The sequence below is a fragment of the Arthrobacter sp. PM3 genome, assembly GCF_003352915.1.
Taxonomy (GTDB): Bacteria; Actinomycetota; Actinomycetes; order Actinomycetales; family Micrococcaceae; genus Arthrobacter.
In genome coordinates this window covers 3,458,907-3,479,247 of the sequence record NZ_CP022314.1, presented here as the reverse complement: position 1 = coordinate 3,479,247, position 20,341 = coordinate 3,458,907, and the positions used below count along the sequence as shown (strand labels likewise).

The 20,341-nt window shown below is 66.6% G+C and carries 16 protein-coding genes; 10 read left to right on the top strand and 6 right to left on the bottom strand.

What is annotated here, in order from left to right; genetic code table 11:
- Positions 1-32: 32 nt before the first annotated feature.
- From CFN17_RS15830 to CFN17_RS15815, 4 genes are all read left to right on the top strand, one after another.
- Positions 33-1,421, top strand: a complete 1,389-nt coding sequence (locus tag CFN17_RS15830; RefSeq protein ID WP_208748695.1) for an MFS transporter — start codon at positions 33-35, stop codon at positions 1,419-1,421.
- Complete coding sequence (locus tag CFN17_RS15825) at positions 1,418-2,668, top strand: MFS transporter (RefSeq protein ID WP_261792223.1); 1,251 nt, start codon at positions 1,418-1,420, stop codon at positions 2,666-2,668. Before CFN17_RS15830 ends, CFN17_RS15825 begins: the two co-directional genes overlap by 4 nt.
- Before the next feature lie 167 nt (positions 2,669-2,835).
- Positions 2,836-5,604, top strand: a complete 2,769-nt coding sequence (locus tag CFN17_RS15820) for an MGH1-like glycoside hydrolase domain-containing protein (protein ID WP_208748694.1) — start codon at positions 2,836-2,838, stop codon at positions 5,602-5,604.
- The gene (locus CFN17_RS15815; RefSeq protein WP_208748693.1) at positions 5,588-7,156 is read left to right on the top strand and encodes an alpha-amylase family glycosyl hydrolase; all 1,569 of its coding nucleotides are present in this window, start codon (positions 5,588-5,590) and stop codon (positions 7,154-7,156) included. The genes CFN17_RS15820 and CFN17_RS15815 overlap by 17 nt, the downstream gene beginning before the upstream one ends.
- Here CFN17_RS15815 and CFN17_RS15810 read toward each other — a convergent pair.
- Both CFN17_RS15810 and cls read right to left on the bottom strand, forming a co-directional pair.
- Positions 7,119-8,255, bottom strand: coding sequence for an aminopeptidase P family protein (locus CFN17_RS15810; RefSeq protein WP_208748692.1), 1,137 nt, complete (start codon positions 8,253-8,255; stop codon positions 7,119-7,121). The two genes, CFN17_RS15815 and CFN17_RS15810, sit on opposite strands and share 38 nt — an antisense overlap.
- A 62-nt stretch (positions 8,256-8,317) precedes the next feature.
- On the bottom strand, positions 8,318-9,784 hold the full coding sequence (gene cls, locus CFN17_RS15805) for a cardiolipin synthase (RefSeq protein WP_208748691.1): 1,467 nt from the start codon (positions 9,782-9,784) through the stop codon (positions 8,318-8,320).
- A gap of 380 nt (positions 9,785-10,164) precedes the next feature.
- Between cls and CFN17_RS15800 the strand changes: the two genes are divergently transcribed.
- From CFN17_RS15800 to CFN17_RS15785, 4 genes are all read left to right on the top strand, one after another.
- The gene (locus tag CFN17_RS15800; RefSeq protein ID WP_208748690.1) at positions 10,165-10,752 is read left to right on the top strand and encodes a hypothetical protein; all 588 of its coding nucleotides are present in this window, start codon (positions 10,165-10,167) and stop codon (positions 10,750-10,752) included.
- Positions 10,753-10,852: 100 nt separating this feature from the next.
- Positions 10,853-11,401, top strand: a complete 549-nt coding sequence (locus tag CFN17_RS15795; RefSeq protein WP_208748689.1) for a TOPRIM nucleotidyl transferase/hydrolase domain-containing protein — start codon at positions 10,853-10,855, stop codon at positions 11,399-11,401.
- A 332-nt stretch (positions 11,402-11,733) separates the two neighbouring features.
- Positions 11,734-11,934: a hypothetical protein gene (locus CFN17_RS15790; protein ID WP_208748688.1), complete on the top strand. Its 201-nt coding sequence runs from the start codon at positions 11,734-11,736 to the stop codon at positions 11,932-11,934.
- A gap of 9 nt (positions 11,935-11,943) precedes the next feature.
- Complete coding sequence (locus CFN17_RS15785; protein ID WP_208748687.1) at positions 11,944-12,693, top strand: dienelactone hydrolase family protein; 750 nt, start codon at positions 11,944-11,946, stop codon at positions 12,691-12,693.
- A 29-nt stretch (positions 12,694-12,722) separates the two neighbouring features.
- On the opposite strand, the gene CFN17_RS15780 is transcribed toward CFN17_RS15785, so the two are convergent.
- The 4 genes from CFN17_RS15780 to CFN17_RS15765 all read right to left on the bottom strand — a co-directional run bounded on the left by CFN17_RS15780 (position 12,723) and on the right by CFN17_RS15765 (position 17,504).
- Positions 12,723-13,301, bottom strand: a complete 579-nt coding sequence (locus tag CFN17_RS15780; protein ID WP_208748686.1) for a DoxX family protein — start codon at positions 13,299-13,301, stop codon at positions 12,723-12,725.
- 113 nt (positions 13,302-13,414) lie between these two features.
- On the bottom strand, positions 13,415-14,791 hold the full coding sequence (locus CFN17_RS15775) for an NAD-dependent succinate-semialdehyde dehydrogenase (RefSeq protein ID WP_208748685.1): 1,377 nt from the start codon (positions 14,789-14,791) through the stop codon (positions 13,415-13,417).
- Positions 14,792-14,800: 9 nt separating this feature from the next.
- Positions 14,801-16,453 carry a thiamine pyrophosphate-dependent enzyme gene (locus CFN17_RS15770; protein WP_261792222.1) on the bottom strand — a complete coding sequence of 551 codons (1,653 nt, stop codon included), beginning with the start codon at positions 16,451-16,453 and terminating at the stop codon, positions 14,801-14,803.
- A gap of 148 nt (positions 16,454-16,601) precedes the next feature.
- On the bottom strand, positions 16,602-17,504 hold the full coding sequence (locus tag CFN17_RS15765) for a LysR family transcriptional regulator (RefSeq protein ID WP_208748683.1): 903 nt from the start codon (positions 17,502-17,504) through the stop codon (positions 16,602-16,604).
- Between the two features lie 169 nt (positions 17,505-17,673).
- Here CFN17_RS15765 and CFN17_RS15760 point away from each other — a divergent pair, with 169 nt between their 5' ends.
- A complete protein-coding gene (locus CFN17_RS15760; protein ID WP_208748682.1) occupies positions 17,674-18,900 on the top strand; it encodes a PLP-dependent aminotransferase family protein in 1,227 nt (408 codons plus the stop codon).
- Between the two features lie 52 nt (positions 18,901-18,952).
- Positions 18,953-20,341, top strand: coding sequence for an MFS transporter (locus CFN17_RS15755; RefSeq protein ID WP_261792221.1), 1,389 nt, complete (start codon positions 18,953-18,955; stop codon positions 20,339-20,341).

Sequence of the window (20,341 nt, the reverse complement as noted above, 5' to 3'; positions counted from 1 at the left end):
AGTACCCAACACGCAGTACCTAAGGAGTTTCCATGGAGATCGGCAGCCTCGCAGCGCCCCCTGACGTGCAGGCCGGCACCAAGGTCCGGCGTGCCGGAACCGCCCTGGCCGCGTCCGTCGTGGGCTTCTTCATGATCACCCTGGACGCAGTGGTGGTGAACGTGGCCCTGCCCAGCATCCGCGCCGACCTCGGCGGGGGCATGACAGGACTCCAGTGGGTCCTGGACGGGTACACGCTCATGTTCGCCGCGTTCCTGCTCTCGGCCGGCGCCTTCTCCGACCGGCTGGGCGCCAAACGGTCTTTCGGTGTCGGGCTGGCCGTTTTCGTCATCGCTTCGCTGGCGTGCGGCGTCGCGCCGGATCTCGCCACCCTCCTTGCGGCCCGATTCGTGCAGGGCGCCGCGGCCGCCCTGATGATGCCCGCATCCATGGCCCTGATCGGACAGGCGTACCCTGAGCCGGCCCGGCGGGCGAGGGCAGTCGCCTTCTGGGCCATGGGCGGGGCGATCGCGTCGACGTCCGGGCCGGTGGTCGGCGGGCTGCTGAACCTCGTGAGCTGGCGGCTCATCTTCCTCATCAACCTCCCGGTCGGCGTCGCCGCACTGATCCTGCTGGCCCGTACGCCGCGCTCGGCCCGCCACAGTGCTCCGATCGACTGGATCGGACAGACGACGGCGATGCTCGCCATGGGCGGCATCACGTACGGCGTCATTGAGGCCGGCGCAGCCGGGTTTGCCGCCCCGCAAGTCGTCACAGCGCTGGCTGCCGGCCTGGCAGCGCTGGCCGCGTTCGCCGTCCTGCAGGCCCGGGGGCGGCATCCGATGGTGCCGCCGGAGCTCCGCCGCTCCGGCACGGTGCGTGTCGCCGCCGCTGCCGGTTTTGCCTTCATGGTCGGGTACTACGGGCTTCCGTTCGTGATGAGCCTGGACCTGCAGCAACACCGGGGGCTGTCGTCGTTCCAGACCGGGATCGCGTTCCTTCCGATGATGCTGATCGGGCTCATCATCACACCCTTCAGCGCCCGGATCGTCGAGCGCTCTGGCACCAGGCGGCTGGTGGTGCTCGGATTCGTGGTGATGGCCACGGGTCTCGCGGCCATCGCGTTGCTCCCCGCCGGGGCACCGGTAGGAGCGGTGTCGGGCCTCATGGTCCTCGTCGGTCTGGCCGGCCCGCTCATCATGCCGCCGATCACCGCCGCCCTGCTCAACGCCGTCCCGGCACATCTATCCGGCACGGCCAGCGGAGTCTTCAACACGAGCCGGCAGTTCGGCGGGGCCCTCGCGGTCGCCGTCTTCGGGTCCCTGCTGGCCGACCCCTCCACGTTCCACGCCGGAGTGCTCACCAGCCTCCTCCTCGCGGCCGCCGTCGCCCTGTGCGCGGCTTTCGCAAGTCGACAACTCAACGCAAGGGATGCTCAATGACCCGCCGGAAGACCACAGCCGGGGAACCCGTCCGGCCAAGGGCGATGCCCGCACCCCGGCCCGCCATGACCACGGGGCTCACGCTCCTGTTCGCCGTGGCGGCGGGTGCCGCCGTCGGCAACTTGTACTGGGCCCAGCCGCTGCTCGATATGATCGCGGCCGATCTGCACTCCTCCGCCGCCACCGCAGGCTGGCTGGTCACGGCCACCCAGCTCGGCTACGCGGCAGGCATCCTGCTCATCGTGCCGCTTGGCGACGTTCTGGACCGGCGGCGGCTGGTGGCGCTCATGATGCTCGCCTCGGCCGTCGCGCTCGGGCTGTGCGCGGCCGCGCCGTCCATGACGTTCCTCCTCGTCGCGGTGAGCCTGCTCGGCGTCACGACGGTCGCCGGGCAGATACTCACCCCGCTCGCCGGGGATCTCGCCGACGACGCACGACGCGGCCGCGTCGTGGGGACCGTAGTCGCGGGCATCCTCACCGGCATCCTCGCCTCGCGGACCATCAGCGGCTTCATTGCCGCCGCGGGCGGGTGGCGGGCCGTGTACGCGGCGGCCGCAGCAGCCGTCGTCCTCCTCGGCGCGCTGCTGTACCGCGTGCTGCCGCCGCTCCCGCCCAAGGCGCGCATCCCCTACCCGGCGCTGCTCGCATCGCTCGGGGCCGTCATTGTCAAAGAGCGCGCCGTGCGCTGGACACTCGCGCTCTCCTCCACGGGGTTCGCGGTCTTCACCCTGTTCTGGACCTCGCTCACGTTCCTGCTGGCGGGGGCGCCGTTCCGCTATCCGGTCGAGGTGATCGGCCTGTTCGGGCTCGCGGGCATCGCCGGCGCGGTGACCGTGCAGCGTGCCGGCCGCCTCCACGACCGCGGCTGGTCCCTGCCGGCAACGGGCATCGCCTGGGTACTCGCGGTGGCGTCCTTCGTGCTGTCCTGCTTCGCGGGCAGCTCCGTGGCCCTGCTCGTCGTCGTGGTCTTTGTCCTGGACGTCGCGGTCCAGGGGCAAAACGTCCTCAACCAGACACGCCTGCTGTCGATGTCCCACGAGGCCCGCAGCCGGCTCAACACTGTGTACGTCACGGCCAACTTCATCGGCGGGGCCATCGGCTCCGCGGCCGCGGCGCTCCTGTGGAGCGCGGGCGGTTGGTCGGCGGTTTCGCTCACGGGCGCGGCGCTAAGCTGCTTCGCCCTGACCGTCTGGGCGCTCGGCCGCCGCGGACCGCTCACGGCGGCGCGCGCCATAGACGTGAACTGACGGTGAATTGTCGTTCCGGGCCAGCCAGGGCTGCACAGCCCCTGCTATCGTCGTGCCAGAGGGCACACCCGGCGCGGCGCGTCGTGGAGGGTCGGCAGGCCAGGTCGCGGGCCGCCATCCGGGCATGTCTTGATAGGTTCGGCAGGCACGCTTCCTTGGGAGGACCCATGACCGAGAACACGACGCCGCCGGCGGCGCCCCGGGGCGCGACCGCCGAGCACGCCCGGCTGGCTGAGGCCACGGGCGCGGCGGAGGACGACCTGTTCGAGGCGAATCCCTGGTACGAATGGGGGCCCTACCTGGCCGAGCGGGCCTGGGGCACAGTCCGTGAGGACTACAGCGACAGTGGAGACGCGTGGGAATATTTTCCGCATGACCATGCCCGGTCCCGTGCGTTCCGGTGGAACGAGGACGGCATGGCGGGGCTGTCCGATATTCAGCATGACCTGTGCCTCGGGTTGGCGCTCTGGAACGGGACCGACCCGATCCTGAAGGAGCGCATGTTCGGGCTGACCGGCCCGGAGGGCAACCACGGCGAGGACGTCAAGGAGTACTGGTGGTACCCGGATGCACTGCCCAGCCACGCATGGCTGCGGTGGCGCTACCACTACCCGCAGACAGCATTTCCCTACCAGCAGCTGATAGATGAGAGCGCCCGTCGTTCCAGGGACGAACCAGAGTTCGAGTTGCTGGATACCGGTGTCTTCGACGGCGGCCGGTACTGGTCGGTGGATGTCGCGTACGCGAAGGCCTCACCGACCGATGTGCTTGCCCGGATCACCATCGAGAACCATGCGTCCGAGGAAGCCGTGCTGTCTGTGCTGCCGACCCTGTGGTTCCGCAACACGTGGCGTATCTCGGGCGGTGAGCCGCCGTCGTTGTTCCTGGACGGGGACGGCGTTGCCGTCCAGCACCCACGACTGTCCGGCTACCGGCTCGATGCCGCTCCGACCAGGGAGGGAGTGTGGCCGCAGGCCTTGTTCTGCGACAACGAGACGAACACGGCCCGGCTGTTCGGGGCGCCTCCGGTCACCGCCTACCCGAAAGACGGCATCAACGACCACGTGGTCTCCGGCGCCGATACCGTGAATCCGCAGCATCAGGGAACCAAGGCCGCGTGGTGGTACCAGGTGAGCGTGCCGGGCGGGGACCGGGTCGAGCTGCGGCTGCGGCTGCACCGGGCCGTCCCGGACCAGTCCGCACCCGGCCCCCGCTGGTCCGGCTCATACTTCGACGGCGTCATGAGGGACCGGGAGCGGGAAGCCGACGAGTTCTACGCGGCGATCGCCCCCGCCGACATCGGCGCCGAGCCGATGCGGGTGCTCCGTCAGTCCTGCGCAGGGCTGGTCTGGAGCAAACAGATGTACCCGTATCGGGTCAACCGGTGGCTGGACGGCGACCCCGGCCAACCGGCGCCGCCGGCCGGGCACCGCAACGGCCGGAACACGGGATGGCGTCACCTGGACTCCTTCGACGTTCTTGCGATGCCCGACCCCTGGGAATACCCGTGGTTCGCGGCCTGGGATCTGGCGTTCCACTCCATCACCTGGGCGCACCTGGACCCCGCGTTCGCCAAATACCAGCTGCTGGTGCTCCTTCGGGAGTGGTTCCAGCATCCGAACGGGGCGCTGCCGTCCTATGAGTGGAGCTTCGACGACGTCAACCCGCCGGTCCATGCGCTGGCCGCCATCCGGGTGTTCGTCATCAGCGGCGGCACCGACGTCGACTTCCTGAAACGGGTATTCCACAAGCTGCTGCTGAACTTCACCTGGTGGCTCAACCGGCAGGACCCCGACGGGAACAACCTGTTCGGTGGCGGCTTTCTGGGGTTGGACAACATTAGCCCGATCGACCGCTCGCACCTGCCGCCCGGCTTCAAGCTGGACCAGGCCGACGGCACCGCGTGGATGGCGTACTACTCCGTGGCCATGCTGACCCTGGCGACCAAGCTCGCCGAACACGACGCCGCCTACGATGACATGGTCGTGAAATTCCTGGAACAGACCGTTCTGATCATGGACGCGCTGGAAGATTCAGGCTGCTACGACGCCGGGGACGGCTTCTTCTACGACCGGCTCACCGACCCCGCCGGCTCCAGCATCCCCATCAGGGTGCAGACCCTCGTCGGGTTGATCCCGGTGCTGCCCGCGGTGGCGCTCCCCACCCAGGACACGGACCGGATCCTGCGCCTGCGGAAGCGCTTCGCCCGCCGGCTGGAACAGACCGACCGGCACGAGATCTTCGAATGGCAGGTCCGCGGTTCGGGGGATTCCCGGCGGACGCTGCTGTCGGTCGTCCCGATGGACAAACTCGTCCGGCTGTTCGGGACCCTGTTCGATGAGGAGGCGTTCCTGTCGCCCTACGGCCTGCGGTCGATCTCCAAGCGGCACACCACCCCGTACACGGTTCCGGGGCTGCCCGCCGCGACCATCCAGTACGAACCCGCCGAGTCCCGGACCGCCATGTACGGCGGCAATTCCAACTGGCGGGGACCGGTGTGGTTGCCGGTCAACTACCTCACCATTCGGGCGCTGCTGCTGTACGACCAGTTCTTCGGCCCCGACTTCACCGTCGAATACCCCACCCGGTCGGGCCAGCACCTGACCCTGCGGGAGATTGCCGGTGACCTCGCCGAACGGCTCGTGAACATCTGGCTCCCCGGACCGGACGGACGCCGACCCGTCTACGGGGGCGTGGACCGGTTACAGAAGGATCCCGCGTGGAAGGATCACCTGCTGTTCTTCGAGTACTTCCACGGCGACAACGGGGCCGGACTAGGCGCCATGCACCAAACCGGATGGACCGCCCTGGTCGCGGACCTCCTCCTCGACCCGCCCCGCCACAGCTACCGGATGGTGTTCACGGAGACCCCGGACCCGACCATTGCGGCTGGACCACCGGAAACGGAACCGGGAATCCATGGCAACCAAGACTGAGGGGCCCGACCGTTTGCCGCCGTCGGCAGCCCATCCCTTCATCTACGAAATCAACACCTGGGCCTGGCTGGAATCAATCAGCCTCGAAGAAGGCACACCTATCGATCTCGGCTCCGTCCCGAAACGGCACTGGGACCGGATTGCGGGCCTGGGTTTCGACTGGGTCTGGTTGATGGGGGTCTGGCGTCGCAGCCCCGCCGGTATCGCGATCGCCCTGGCAAATCCCGCCCTGAGGTCAGATTTCCAGGAGGCACTCCCGGATTGGCGCGACGAGGATGTCGTGGGATCGCCGTATTGCGTACGGGACTATGTGGTCGATGACCGCCTGGGTGGACCCGCCGGGCTGGCCGCCGCCCGGGAGGCGCTCGCGGCGCGGAGTGTCCGCCTGATCCTGGACTTCGTCCCGAACCACGTCGCCCCGGATCATCCGTGGACGACGGCGGCACCCGGGCTCTTCGTGCAGGGAACAGCCGCGGATCTGGCGGCGGAGCCTGCGTCCTATATCGAGGCCAGCGGCCGGGTGCTCGCCAACGGCCGGGACCCCTATTTCCCGGCGTGGCCCGACGTCGTTCAGCTCAACGCGTTCGACCCCGCCCTGCGGGCGGCGGCGGTAGAGACGGTGCGATCGATTGCTGATCAGTGCGACGGGGTGCGTTGCGATATGGCGATGCTGGTCATGAACGACGTTTTCGCCCGCACCTGGGGTGCCCGGGTCGGCCGGGCACCTGGCACGGAGTACTGGCCAACGGTGACCCGGGCCGTCCGTGAAACCCACCCCGGGTTCGTCTTCCTCGCCGAAGCCTACTGGGATCTCGAGTGGTCCCTGATGCAGCAGGGTTTCGACTACTGCTACGACAAGCGCTTGTATGACCGCCTTCGTGGCGGCAGTGCGGATGATGTGCGGCTGCACCTGCTCGCCGGGCCCACGTACCAGAACGCCTTGGTTCGGTTCGTGGAAAACCACGACGAGCCCCGGGCCGCGACGGTATTCGTGGACGGCCGGGCACAGGCGGCGGCAGTGACGGCACTGACCCAAACGGGCGCCCGGCTGATTCATCACGGCCAGCTGTCCGGGTGGAAGGTGCGCCTTCCGGTGTTCCTCGGCCGCTTCCCGACCGAACCGGTCGATGACCAGGTCGCGGCGTTCTACCGCCGGCTCCTGGCGGCCGTCGCCGACCCGACCTTCCGGGACGGCCACTGGCAATTGTGTGACCGTGCGGGATGGCCGGGCGACGCCAGCTTCGAACACCTCGTCGCCTGGAGCTGGGACGGTGACACCCGGTGGCTGATCGTCGTGAATCTGGGCAATGCGCCCGCAACCGGCCAGGTGAAGGCACCGTGGCCTGACCTGCGGGGTCACCGGTGGAGACTGACCGACCCGACCCGGGACGAAAGTTTCGACCGCTCCGGTGACGATCTCGTCGACGGACTCTTCGTCCGGCTTGACGCATGGCAATGGCACCTGCTGCGCCTCGACCCGCCGCAGGCATCCTGGTCATCGTCACGTCGGCAAACTAGTGGACGATTCTCATCTCACGCGAGGTCTGGTTGAGCCGCCGTCCGCCGTCGGGAACGACTGTCACAATGTCCTCGATCCGCACACCGAACCTGCCCGGCAGGTAGATTCCGGGTTCGATCGAGAAGCACATGCCGGGGTGGAGGATCTGGGTTTCGCCCTCGACCATGTACGGCGGCTCGTGGGTGGTCAGTCCGATTCCGTGCCCGACTCGGTGAATGAAGTAGTCGCCGTAGCCCGCTTCGGTGATCACCGCCCGGGCGACACGGTCAATCTCCTGGCACTCGACGCCTGGCCGCACAGCCTCGAACCCGGCTTGCTGTGCGTGTCTGACGACGTCATGGACCTCGCGCTCCTCGGCGGTAGGCTCGCCGACGTGCACGGTCCGCGTCGTGTCGGATCCGTAGCCGTGCTTGAGGCCGCCGAAGTCGAGCACCACCATGTCGCCGTCCTCGATGATCCGCGGGCCGATCTCGTGGTGGGGGTTGGCGCCGTTGGGGCCCGAACCGACGACCGTGAAGTCCACCTGCGAATGACCGAATTGGCGAAGCAGGTCGGCCAGATCAGAGCCGAGGTCGGTCTCGCTACGCCCAGCGAACCGCACGGTGATGATCTCCTCGTACGCCTGGTCCGCGGCCGCACCGGCCGCTGCCAGCCGCTCGATCTCGTCGTCATCCTTGATCGCCCGAAGCATCGGCAGGGCGCTCGTCATCGACACGTAGGACGACTTGGGCAGTCGATCCCGCAGGCCGAGCAGGTGCATGGCCCAGGCCGAGTCAGAGACGGCATAACGTCCGGCGCCGGCCATCAGCGCCGCAGATTCCATGTAGGGATCGCTCCCGTCGGTCCAGTCGGTGATCCGCAGAATCGAAGCGCCGGCGGCCGCTTCGGCATCGGGCCTCTCCAGCCTCGGAACGATCATGGCTGGCTCCGCGTCGACGGGGACCACGAGCATGGTGATGCGCTCAGTGATGGCCACGGGTGCATAGCCGGTGAGATAAAGCAGGTCCGGTCCGGGAGTGACCAGGATGCCGTCAAGCCCGGCCTCCCCCGCGGCGCGGGCTGCCCGCCGCAACCGCTCGGCGAAGTCATCGGCGGTGAATGGAGCCGGCTCGGAAAGGCTGGGATCACTCATGGTTCGCATTCTCGTGCGCGGGGCAGCAACGGTCAACCCATCGCCTGGGCTGCACCGCTTCCCTATTGGAGGGACGCCGTCAGGCGCGCCAGGTTGTCGAATACTTTTTGGGCTATGGGACGCCGGACCCAGTCCCCGAGGTGCAGCTCGCGGCTTTCCGCGCGGTAGCCGTCTTCGATCTCGCGAATTGCATCCACAAAGCCGCGCCCGTGGACAAGTACGGATACTTCCATGTTGAGGCTGAATGAACGGACGTCCATGTTGCTGGACCCAATCACCGCAACCTCCTCATCGAGGGTGAAGTGCTTCGAGTGCAGCACCTTGGGCGCCCGGTAAAGGTAAATCCTGACGCCGGCGCGGAGCAGTGCCTCATAGTAGGAACGCTGCGCGTGGTAGACCATGCTCTGGTCGCCGACCTCGGAAACAAAGAGCTCGACGCTGAGCCCCCGCGCGGCTGCCGTGACAACCGCCATGAGGATGGATTCGTCCGGGACAAAATATGGACTGGTGATGCTGACCCGACGCTCAGCTTTGTGGATAAGCGTCGCGTAGAGCTTCAAATTGTTGTCGTTGTCGAAGCTGGGACCACTGGGCAGGACCTGCGCGTCAATGGGCACAGAATGATGGCCGACTCCTACGGGGCTTGAGGCCAGGGGCAGTATCACACCCGTTTCGCTGTACCAGTCCGTCGCGAAGACCGCATCCAGCTCCCGGACCACAGGTCCCTCAACGCGCATCATCAGCTCGTGCCACTGGAGCCCGCGCTTCAGGTTGCTCTTGGTGTCGTAGCTCGCGTCGATGACGTTTTGGGATCCTGTGAATCCCACGCGGCCATCGGCGACGAAGATCTTCCGGTGGTTGCGCAGGTCCGGCCTCTGCCATTCGCCGCGCCACGGCCGCACCGGCAGCATGGGGCGGTACTCTGCCCCGATCTTCTGGAGGAAGTCCAGGGTTTCTTTCCGGCCGGGGAACTTCAGGCCAGCCAGATGATCGGACAGGACCCGGACGTCGACGCCGCGCCGCCTTGCCCGGGCCAGCGCATCAAAATACGGCGCCGTCGTCGCGTCCAGCACCAGGATGTAAAACTCCACGTGCACGTAACTGGTGGCCGCATCAATCTCAGCAATCATGGCATCGAAGGTGCCGTTGTAATCGTCCAACAGGGTCGCGCTGTTTCCAGCAACCATAGGGAGCGCCCCAAGGTTGTTGTTCAACGCCACCGCCGAATGCAGCCAGTCCGGCCAGTCGAGGCCGCGGCTAATCAGCGGGCTGCCTTCAGTCCGCTCCAGGACCAGGGAGTTGACTTCGCGCTGTTTGTCCCGGCGCGCTTTGGGCAGCTTCGAGTAGCCGACAAAGAAATACGCTACGGCACCAAGAATTGGTATGAAGATTATGGCGAGCACCCAGGCAATAGCGGAGGAAGGACGGCGATTCATCGACACGAGGACAGCTACGACCGTCACGATTAATATGTGCGCCGCCAGCAGAAGCAACGCAAACGTTTCAGGGTCCTGTAAGAATTCGCGCACGGTTGCCTAAGCGTACGTCGATGTCGCGAAGGCCGTCACACCGCGGAAACTCATTTGGCGTACCTGCTCTCAAAGATGCATTCTCGTTTCCAGGACGGCCTGTCCCTCGGCCCTACCCGTGAAGGGTATGACTATTGTTGGCGTAAGGCCCGGCAAGAACCTCACCCGCTCCGGGTGAGATCCGCTGAATAGATGCAGGGTCCCCAGGTTTGCACCACCGCAGCGGCAGGGGTGAAGCCGGCTCACCTTTGCTTGCCGGCCCGTAACGCCCCAGTAACGGGTGCCTCTTAGTCTCCCTATCAGACCCCTTTGACGGGTAGTTTTCCCAAAATGATCCTATGCAGGGCGGCACTTTGTATCGGAACCTAAGGAGAATCCTGATGACCGAAATTGTTCTCAATAACTTCTCGGGTCAAAACTGGCTGATTACTCCGGCCGCACTGGCGGTGGGACAGGCACCGCCACGGACAATTCTTGATCAGAACTGGCTGTTGGTCCTGTCCGGCGTCGTGGAGGCCAACTTGGAGGGAAACAGCAATGCGGCCTGGTTGAACGAAACCGTCGATTTCCTTCCCACCAACACCGTATCCCTCGGCTTTGGATTGCAGGAAGGGCCGCTTAATTGGGCGATCAACCACTATTCAATTCCACGGCCGTCATCAAACCAGCACGACTATACAACGGTATTTTCACTCCAACTATGGGCTCCGTTCGCTGGCCTGAGCGCAATCTCCGACGATCATCAGTCGATAAACGCTGGATTCGCTATCGACAAGTGGCGTCCGCGCCACTTCCTTGCGGGGCACGCGCCGTTTACTGCGCAGCCAGTCAGTAACATTTTCTCTGGCCTCACAGTCGATGTAGGGATTCGTGACAACGATGCGTGGATCTTGAAACTTAGTTACAACATCACCCTCCTTGGCAAGATTGCTTTCGTCGATCCGGGGTCACTCGGCCCTCCGTCATAGGAGCGATCACCTCGAACTGGGGGCCAACTCCGGCCCGTCCAAGCTTCCTAAACAGCATCACCATCGTCGCCGCGACAGGGCGTCCGACATACTGGTTTCCATGCAGGCGACGACGGTGTTGGTCGAGGGCGAAAGTGACCGGTTGGCGGTCGAGGCGCTGGCCCTTCGGCTTGGCCATGATCTGACAGCAGCGCGGGTGTTCGTCGTGGCAATGGGAGGCGCGACCAGCATCGTGCACTTCCTCGACCGCTACGGCCCGAATGGCGCAGGCCACCGGTTACTTGGTGTCTGCGATGCAGGAGAGTCTGGTGGCATCGCCCGCGCGCTCGAGCGGGCCGGCATCGGATCCGGGCCCCTGGCCGATCTTGGGTTCCACGTCTGTCACGCCGACCTGGAGGACGAACTCATCCGATGCCTCGGCGTCGATGCCGTGCTCAAGGTCATCGAAGCTCAAGGTGAGCTCGCGTCGTTCCGGCTCCTCCAACGCCAGCCGTCGCAGCGAGAGCGACCGGTGACGTCGCAACTGCGCCGGTTCTTCAGAGGACGCAGCGGTAACAAGGTCCGATACGCGCCCCTGCTCATCGACGCATTGCCGGCCGGACATGCACCCCCTCCGCTCGCCGGCCTCGTTGCGTCGTTCTCACAGTGAGCATCTGTCGAGGCTTTGCATAAAGAGGGCACCGCCCAAAGTGAGTAGTAAATACTCATGACACGCCGCTCCCCTGGTGCGAGAGTTCCAGCATGGCAGCTAAACGACGTCGTTCACGAAGCGGGGGCGCCGGCGCCATCGGGTGTGCCCCCATTCTCGCCCTCTTCGTGATAGTCCTCATCATCCAATACTGGTGGGTCCTGCTTGTTGCCCTGGGTGTGGTTGCGTTGACAGTGGCAGTCGTCCACTCCGCAAAGGCCCCGCCCCGACCGGCCAAAGTGCCGAGACCTAAGCCCCAACCTGTCGTGGCCCCTCCCCGACCGGTCCCCGGCATGGATGATCTTGCTGCCCAGATGCGCGTCAATAAACGGATCCGCCGCGTCCGGGAGATGCAGGACTGGGACTATGAGTGGATCCGGCTGGCTTGTCCCGGGAAGAGTGTCCGTGAAGTCAACGAAATCGCCAACGCCCATTTCGCCCGGGGTCGTTCGATCGGCATCAACAATGGGGACCCGTCCATCGACGGGCGGTAGTGTGGGCCCATGCCCATCGAAATCCCCGCCGCAGACGGCACCGCCGAGGCCCTCGTGGCCCGCCCGTCCACCGCCAACGGCCCTCTTCCCGGCGTCATTCTCTACATGGACGCCTTCGGCCTGCGCCCTCGAATCCAGGACATGGCCCAGCGCATCGCTGACTGGGGCTACGTGGTGCTGGCTCCAAACGTTTTCTACCGTGACGGATCCATAGCTGACCTCGCCCCGGCCGTGGACATGTCCACCGAGGAAGGGCGGGAGGCTGCAGGCAAGGCTGCCTTTCCCCGGGTAGGCCGCCTGACGACGGACAAGGCGCTGCCGGACATCAGTGCGTGGGTATCCGCGCTGGCCGGGCTTGACGGCGTAGCGCCGGGCCCCATCGGGACCACCGGTTACTGCATGGGCGCCCGGCTGGCCGTCCGGACAGCGACGTCACACCCGGATGTGGTGACGGCGTGCGGCGGCTTCCACGGCGGCGGCCTGGCCACGGACGAGACGGACAGCCCGCACCTGCAGCTTCGCAATGCACGGGCCCGGTTCGTGTTCGGCCACGCGGACCATGACCGCAGCATGGCTCCGGACGCCGTCGCCCGGCTCGGCGACGCCCTGCGGGCCGCGGGGCTTGAGGCGTCCAACGAGATCTATGCAGGGGCGCCCCACGGCTACACCATGGCCGACACGTCCGCCTTCGACCCGGAGGCGACCGAACGGCACTTCCAGGAGCTGCGGGCTTTGCTCGACGCGACGCTGAAGGGCTGAGCTGCCTGCTTCCACCCTGCAGTGTGGCCTCAGCCCGGTTCTGCGGATCCGTCCCCTTCCGGGGTGGCACCCGATGCCGGTTTGTCGTCCGCAGCAAGCGCCTTGCGGCGGCGGTAAATCTGTATGCCGATCGCCACCGGTATGGCTGTGACGGCAACCGCCCGCATCCACGGCCTGTCCAGGACGTGGCCGGTCAGGGCATCCAGGGAAACCCGTCCGGGGCCGCCGATCGCGAAGGACGTGGCCGCGAGCCCGAGGACCGCCGGGTACTCCAGGCCACCGTCCGTGGCAAAGAAGCCGTTGGGTGCGTGCACGCTGGCTGCGACTCCCATGGTCGTCGCTGCGGCGGCCCCTGCCGCCGGCGTGGCGAAGCCGAGAGCAAGCGCAAGGCCCGCACCTGCTTCACCGAGGCCGGCCAGCATGGCACTGGTCTTGGCCGGGCGGAAGCCCATGGCATCCATGCCTTTGCTGGTCGCCTCGATGCCGCCCCCACCGAACCATCCGAAAAGTTTCTGCGAACCGTGCGCGACGAGCACACCGCCAAGTGCGGCGCGGAACAGGGTGCGGGCCGCCGTTGTGGCCGCTGGAGTTACGTTTTCACGGCTCATGCTGATGGTCCTTTCCGGCAATGATGCGAGATTGGGGTTCCTGCGCCATTCTAGGGCGCAAGACGTCAAAAGTCAGAGGAAAGTTCCGCCGCATCTTGCGGACAGCTGCCGGCTCAGCGGGTGCGGACGAGCTTGCGGTTGACGAACTCTTCCATCCCGTACCGGCCCAGCTCCCGGCCGACGCCGGAGCGCTTCACCCCGCCGAATGGAAGCTCCGCCGCGCTGCCGCCCGCCTCGTTGATCGAGACCATGCCGGCGGTGATCTGGTCCGCGACCCGGGCCGCCCGGTCCGCATCGCCCGAGTGCACGGAGGCGCCCAAACCGAATGGAGTGTCATTGGCGATTGCGATGGCGTGCGCCTCGGAGCGGGCACGGAAGACCATCGCCACGGGACCGAACAGCTCCTCGTAGTACACGCCCATGTCCGGGGTAACGTCGGCGAGGACCGCGGGGCGGAAGTAGGCCGAATCGGTGGCCGTCTTCCCACCGGCCAGGAGCACGGTGGCCCCGCCGGCCACGGCCGCATCGAGCTGGCCCTGGAGTGTGTCCGCGGCCGCCTGGGAGGACAGCGGGCCGAGGAACGTTGCAGGGTCCGTCGGGTCGCCGGGCGCGGTGGCAGCGAGGGCCGCTTTGAAGTTCTCGACGAACTCGTCGTAGACCGCGTCAAGAACCACGAAGCGTTTGGCCGCGTTGCACGCCTGCCCGGCGTTGCCGAGCCTCGCGGCAACGGCCCGTTTGACGAGGGCATCCATGCCAGCCCCGTCCGCGTCAAGAACCACGAACGGATCCGAACCGCCCAGTTCGAGAACGACTTTCTTAAGGTGCCGCCCGGCGATTTCAGCGACCGCCGAGCCCGCGCGTTCCGAGCCCGTGAGCGAGACGCCGGCCACGCGAGGGTCCGCGATGGCGTCGGCGACTTGGTCGTTTGTCGCGAACAGGGTCGCGTACGCACCGTCGGGTAGGCCGGCGTCGCGGAAGATCGCCTCCATCGCCAGGGCCGACTCGGGGCACTGCGGGGCCGGCTTGAGCAGGATCGTGTTGCCGATCATGAGGTTCGGCGCCGCGAACCGGGCCACCTGGTAATACGGGAAGTTCCACGGCATGATGCCCAGGAGGGCGCCGAGTCCCTCTTTGCGTACCACGGCCGAACCGCCGGCCGTCGGGTTCAGCACGTCCTCGGCCAGGAAGCCCGGGCCGTTCTCGGCGTAATAGCGGTAGATGGAGATGACGATATCAACCTCGCCGAGTGACTGGCTGATGGGCTTGCCCACCTCGCGGGTGATGATCGCAGCGAGCTCGTCGCGGCGCTCAGCGTGCAGGTCCGCAACCCGGCGCAGGAGGGCCGCACGCTCGGCGGCAGTGAAGCCTGCGAGGACTGCGACCGCCTTTTCCGCGGCTGCGAGGCAGTCCTGAACGTGCTCATCGGTGGCGGCCGGGTACTCGGCCTCGGTCTGGCCGGTGGCGGGGTTGATCACGGCGTAGTGGGTCATGGGGTTCCTTTACGGTAGGTTGATCGACTGATCGGCAATGACGTGGATCAGGGCTGGTTTGCGCTGTTCAGTCACTGCTTTGAAGGCGCGTTCGACGGCGCCGGCCGCCTGGCCGTCGGCAGTTACGGTCTCGCCGTGGCCGCCGAACGCCCGGGCGAAGGCGGCGAAGTCCGGGTTGGCGAGCTGGGTGCCGGAGACACGGCCCGGGAAGTCCCGTTCCTGATGGTCGCGGATCGTGCCGAACTGGCGGTTGTCGAGGATGATCGCGAGGACGGGGACGCCCTGCTGCTCCGCCGTCGCGAGCTCCTGGCCGTTCATGAGGAACTCGCCGTCGCCGCACACAGCCACGACGAGTCGCCCGGGTGACTCGAGGCCCGCGGCGATCGCGGCCGGGATGGAGTAGCCCATCGAGCCGTTGCGCGTGGCCAGCTGGGACGGGTACACGTTTGTGGGGATGAATTGCTGGGCCCACATCGTGTGGTTGCCTGCGCCGATGGTGTACAGCGCGTCCTCGGGGAGACGCTGGAGTAGTTCCCGGACCACTACTGACATGTGCGCAGTGCCGTCCGCCGTAACGGGGAGGCCGGCGTCGCCGCCGATCGCCGCAAATGCAGCGTGTGCATCGTGGCCGCGGGCTCGCCAGGCGTCCCAGACAGCGGCGCGACCCAGCGCCAGTCCGCCGACTGCCTGCGCGAACGCCACCGGTGAGGCGAGGACATGACCGGTGACCGCTCCGGAGCGGCCCCGAAGGGCGGAGTCAATGCTTACCAGCCAGTTCACGGCGTTCGGGCGCTGGCGCAGTCTAAACCCGTCCGTGGGGACGTCAGTTGGCAGGGCGCCGATGGCAATGACGACGTCCGCCTCGTCGAACATGGCGGCAGCCGTGTCGCCGCGGCCGTAGCCAAGCGTGCCGATGTTGACCGGGGAGCGGAACGGGACGCGGTCCGAGGCGTGCCAGTCCTGTGCGACTGGAATGCCGTTGGTCTCCGCGAAGCGTGTGAGCGCCGCGGCAGCCCCGGGTGTCCAGCGCTGACCGCCAACGAACAGGAGCGGCTTCCGGGCACCCGAAAGTGCGGCCGTGATCGCCTCGAGTTCGCGGGGCGAGACGGCGCCGTCCGCAACCGGGATGGGGTCCGCCAGGGTGCCCGTGAAGTCGTGCGTGATGACGTCCTCCGGCAGGCCCACGATCACGGGGCCCGGGCGGCCGGATTTCGCGGCGAAGAATGCTTCAGCAACAATTTCGGAGGCCCGCTCTGACTGGTCGAGGATAAACACGCGCTTTGCCTGGGACCCGAACCAGGCGTTGGGATCGAACTCCTGGAAGGACTCGCGCATTCGGTCGGCGATGGGCACGAGGCCTACAAACAGGACCATCGGGGTTGCGTCCTGCCACGCCGTGTGGATCCCCACGTACGCGTTGGCGGCGCCCGGTCCACGGGTCACCATGGCCACGCCGGGCTCACCGGTCAGCTTGCCGTGCGCCTCGGCCATATACGCGGCGCCGCCCTCGTGCCGTACCACGACGGTATCGATGTCCGTCCCGTGCAGGCCGTCGAGCACCGCGAGATAGGACTCGCCGGGGACGGCGAAGACGCGTTTGACGCCATGAAGCCCGAGGGAATCGACAATTGCTTGGCCTGCGTGGCGGGGTTTCTGGGGCACGGGTAATCTCCTGGAGCATTCGAATTTTTGGCGTGGATTCCAGTGTGTTCCGCTTCGCGCCATGCCGTCCAATAGAAAATTTGCAGAATCTCCATGCCCGAAATGCATAGATCGTGTCGGGAGCAAGCCGCTGCCCGCCATGGGACAACTACTCGGCGACCGTGATGCCGTTATCCAGAAGGAAGGCCCGGATCCGGACCGCGAAAGCCGCGATCGTCTCCTCGGCGAAGTGCCCGGGAAGCCACGCGACGTGGAGTGGCAGAGCCAGCGGGCGGCCGTCTCCGCCCTGGCCGTCAAGGACGAGGATCGGATGGGCTCCGTACCGGGGCCGGTCCGTTGAGAAGCCGACCCCGCGCCCGGCAGCAGCGAGCGCGAGGATGGTCTGGCCGTCGTCGCACTCCGTCACGTGCGGGAACGTGATCCCTGCCCGCGATAGCGCGTCGTCCAAAACATAGCGGCTCGCGCTGTGGCGGGTAGGGATGATCGCCGTCGACCCTTCGAACGCGGACAACGGCAGCGCGGCAACCCCGGACCGCGCCCACTCATGGCCTGCGGCAACAAAGGCTTTGATTGGCACTTGACCCAGCGGCGCCGTGGCGAGGGAACCGTCCGGGGCGGCGGGAGACACTGCAAGGTCGCAGCCGTGGCGTAGCGCCTCGGTCATCTCGAAATGGCCCACCTCGCGGGTTGTGATCCTGGGATCGTCTGGGCCGGTGGTCGCGATAAAGGGGGCGAGGAATGAGCGCAGCGATGCGCTGGTCGTCGCGGCGACAAGTTCCTCGACACTGCCCGTGCGCAGGGTGGAGGCGGCGCCGTCGAACGAGCGCGCCTCCGCCATGAGGCGGCGCGCCGGTGCCACCAGGGCCCGGCCGGCCGAGGTCAGGCTGAGCCGGCTTCCCTGAGGCTCGAAGAGCGTAAGTTTCAGCTCGCGCTCAAGCGTCTTGAGTTGCCGGCTCAGGGCGGGCTGGGCCACATGCAACTGCTCGGCGGCGGCGGTGACCGTCCCGGCGTCGACCACGGCGAGGAAACACTCGATACGTCTGAAGTTCATGCCCCCATCATGGTCACAACACGGGTCCACTGGCACAGCGCGACATTATGCGCCTTCGGCATGGAACCCAGCCAAAAGTTGTCTTAGACAGCATGAGAACCGGGCGGTGATAGTTGAGGTCACCCGGGTGGCGCAGGTCACCAATCCAACACGAAAAGGAGGCTGCAGCATGCCGCCCTCACCCTTGACGACGTCATCGCCGCCACTGAAGGTCGCTGACCGCGTGGCGTCCGGCCCGTCCTCCGAGGTGAGGCAAATCTTCCAGACGGCGCTGAAACGCACCGGCATCATCTCGTTCGCGAATGGCTCGCCATACTTGGGCGAGCTGCCGTTCCACCAGCTCGCCGACGACGCTCACAGGATCGTCACCGAGTTCGGATCAACCGCCCTCCAGTACGGCGCGAGTAACGGCATCCCCGAGCTCCGCAGGCACATCGTGGACCTCATGGCCATTGAGGGCGTCGCGGCGGACCCCGAACAGGTGATCGTCACTGCGGGCTCGCAACAGGCACTCGGCTTCGCAGCGCACGCGACAATCAACCCGGGTGACGTGGTCTTCGCTGAAAGCCCGTCTTACGCCGGCGCCATGGCAGTTTTCGCTGCCTACGAGGCGGAGATTGTGCACGTCCCCGGCGACAGGGATGGCCTCATCCCGGCAGAGTTCGAATGCCTCGTCCGTGTGGCGTGGGCCGCCGGGAAGCTGCCGCGGATGCTCTACACCGTCCCGAACTTCCAGAATCCCGGCGGCATGAACCTCTCCGCCGAGCGCAGAATCCTGCTCGGCCGGATCTGCCAGGAGCAGGGGCTGCTCCTTTTCGAGGACAACCCTTACGGTCTCCTCGGATTCGACGGTGCGACCATGCGGGCAATCCAGCCGGACGCTCCCGACATCACTTTCTACTTCGGATCCTTCTCGAAAATGTTCGCGCCCGGCCTTCGCCTGGGCTGGCTTCTGGCGCCTGAGGCGCTTCACCAGCCCCTGACTGATATCGCCCAAACGGCGGCCCTCAACCCCTCCGTGTTCAACCAGCTATTGCTCACCGCCTACCTCGACGGCCCGTCATGGAGGGACACCCTGGCAAGGTATAGGGGCCTCTACCGCGCCAAGCTCGAGGCGCTCGTTGGTGCCCTCACGGAGCACATGCCAGCAGGAACCACCTGGGACCTCCCGGCCGGCGGCTTCTACCTGTGGGTCACAGTACCGCAGGGCATCGACACGCACGAACTGGTACATGAGGCCATCGAACGAGGCGTCGCTTACGTCCCTGGCACGGCGATCTACACCAATGGGGCCGGCCGCTCTGAGCTGCGCCTGAGCTTCTGCCTCCCCTCCGTCGAAGAGATCCGGGATGGCGCCGCTATCCTCGGCCGTCTCTTCTCGGAAGCCCTCGCCTGAATCCGGCGGGCCCGGTCCCTTCCACCCCTTCCGCACCCTCATAGGAGATTCCATGTCACAGCATGTCCAACCGCCGGCAGGTGCCGCGTCGGCGCGGCTCGATGCGGCCAAGATGAAGAAAATCGCGATGGCCAGTGTTATCGGCACCACCGTCGAGTGGTACGACCTCTTCCTGTTCGGCACCGCCTCAGCACTGGTCTTCAACAAGATCTTCTTCCCGTCCTTCGACCCGCTCGTCGGGACACTTCTGGCCTTCGGCACGTTCGCCGCGGCCTACCTCGCACGCACGATCGGCGCCATCATCTTCGGCCACTTCGGCGACCGGCTGGGCCGCAAATCGATGCTCCTCGTCTCGCTCCTGACCATGGGCGCGGCAACGTTCGCGATCGGCCTGGTCCCGGACTACAACACGATCGGCGTCTGGGCGCCCGTCCTCCTCCTGACCCTCCGCGTCATCCAGGGCCTCGCGCTCGGCGGCGAGTGGGGCGGGGCGGTTCTCATGACCGTCGAGCACGCGCCGTCCAACCGCCGCGGCTTCTACGGCTCGCTTGTACAGATCGGCGTGCCCGTCGGAACGCTCATCGCCAACCTGGCCTTCCTCCTCGTGGCCGCCAGCGTCTCCGCGGACGCGCTCGTCAGTTGGGGCTGGCGCATCCCTTTCCTGGCCTCCGCGGTGCTTGTTGCAGTAGGTATCTACATCCGCCTCAACATCGAGGAGACCCCGTCCTTCCAGGCGGTCCGCGATGCCGGTGCGAAGGCCAAGCTCCCCTTCGCCTCGCTCATGCGGGACCACGGGAAGCAGGTTCTCCTGGGCGCCTTCGCCACACTCTCGACCGGCTCGACCTTCACCCTCATTACCGCCACCGCCGTGGCCTACGGCAAGAAGGACCTCGGCCACTCAGACACGACGATGCTCATCGCGGTCATGGCCGCCTGTGCCCTGTGCTTTGTGCTCATTCCGTTCTTCGGCCGCCTCAGCGACAGGGTGGGCCGCAAGCCCATCATCCTGGCCGGCGTCTGCGCCGAGGCGCTCATCGCGTTCCCGATGTTCTGGCTCATGGACACCAAGTCGGTGGCGCTCCTCTTCGTCGCCTACCTGGCCATGATGACGGCGTTCGCCGCCCACTACGGCCCGCTGGCCACGTTCCTCGCGGAGCTCTTTGGCTCCAAGGTGCGCTACTCGGGACTGTCCCTCGCTTACATGCTCTCGGGCCTGCTCGGCTCGGCGACCACGCCGTTCATCACCACCTGGCTCCTCGGCGTCACGCACCAAAGCTCCTCGGTCGCGTGGTTCATCCTCATCAGCGCCGGCCTGTCACTCGTCGCGCTCGTGGTCCTCGCCGAGACCCGCAGCAGCAACATCGACGTTGTCGAAGGCGCCCCCGCAGCCGTCCAGCTCCACCAGACCCAGCCCCAGCCCGCAGAAACGGAAGTTCACTGA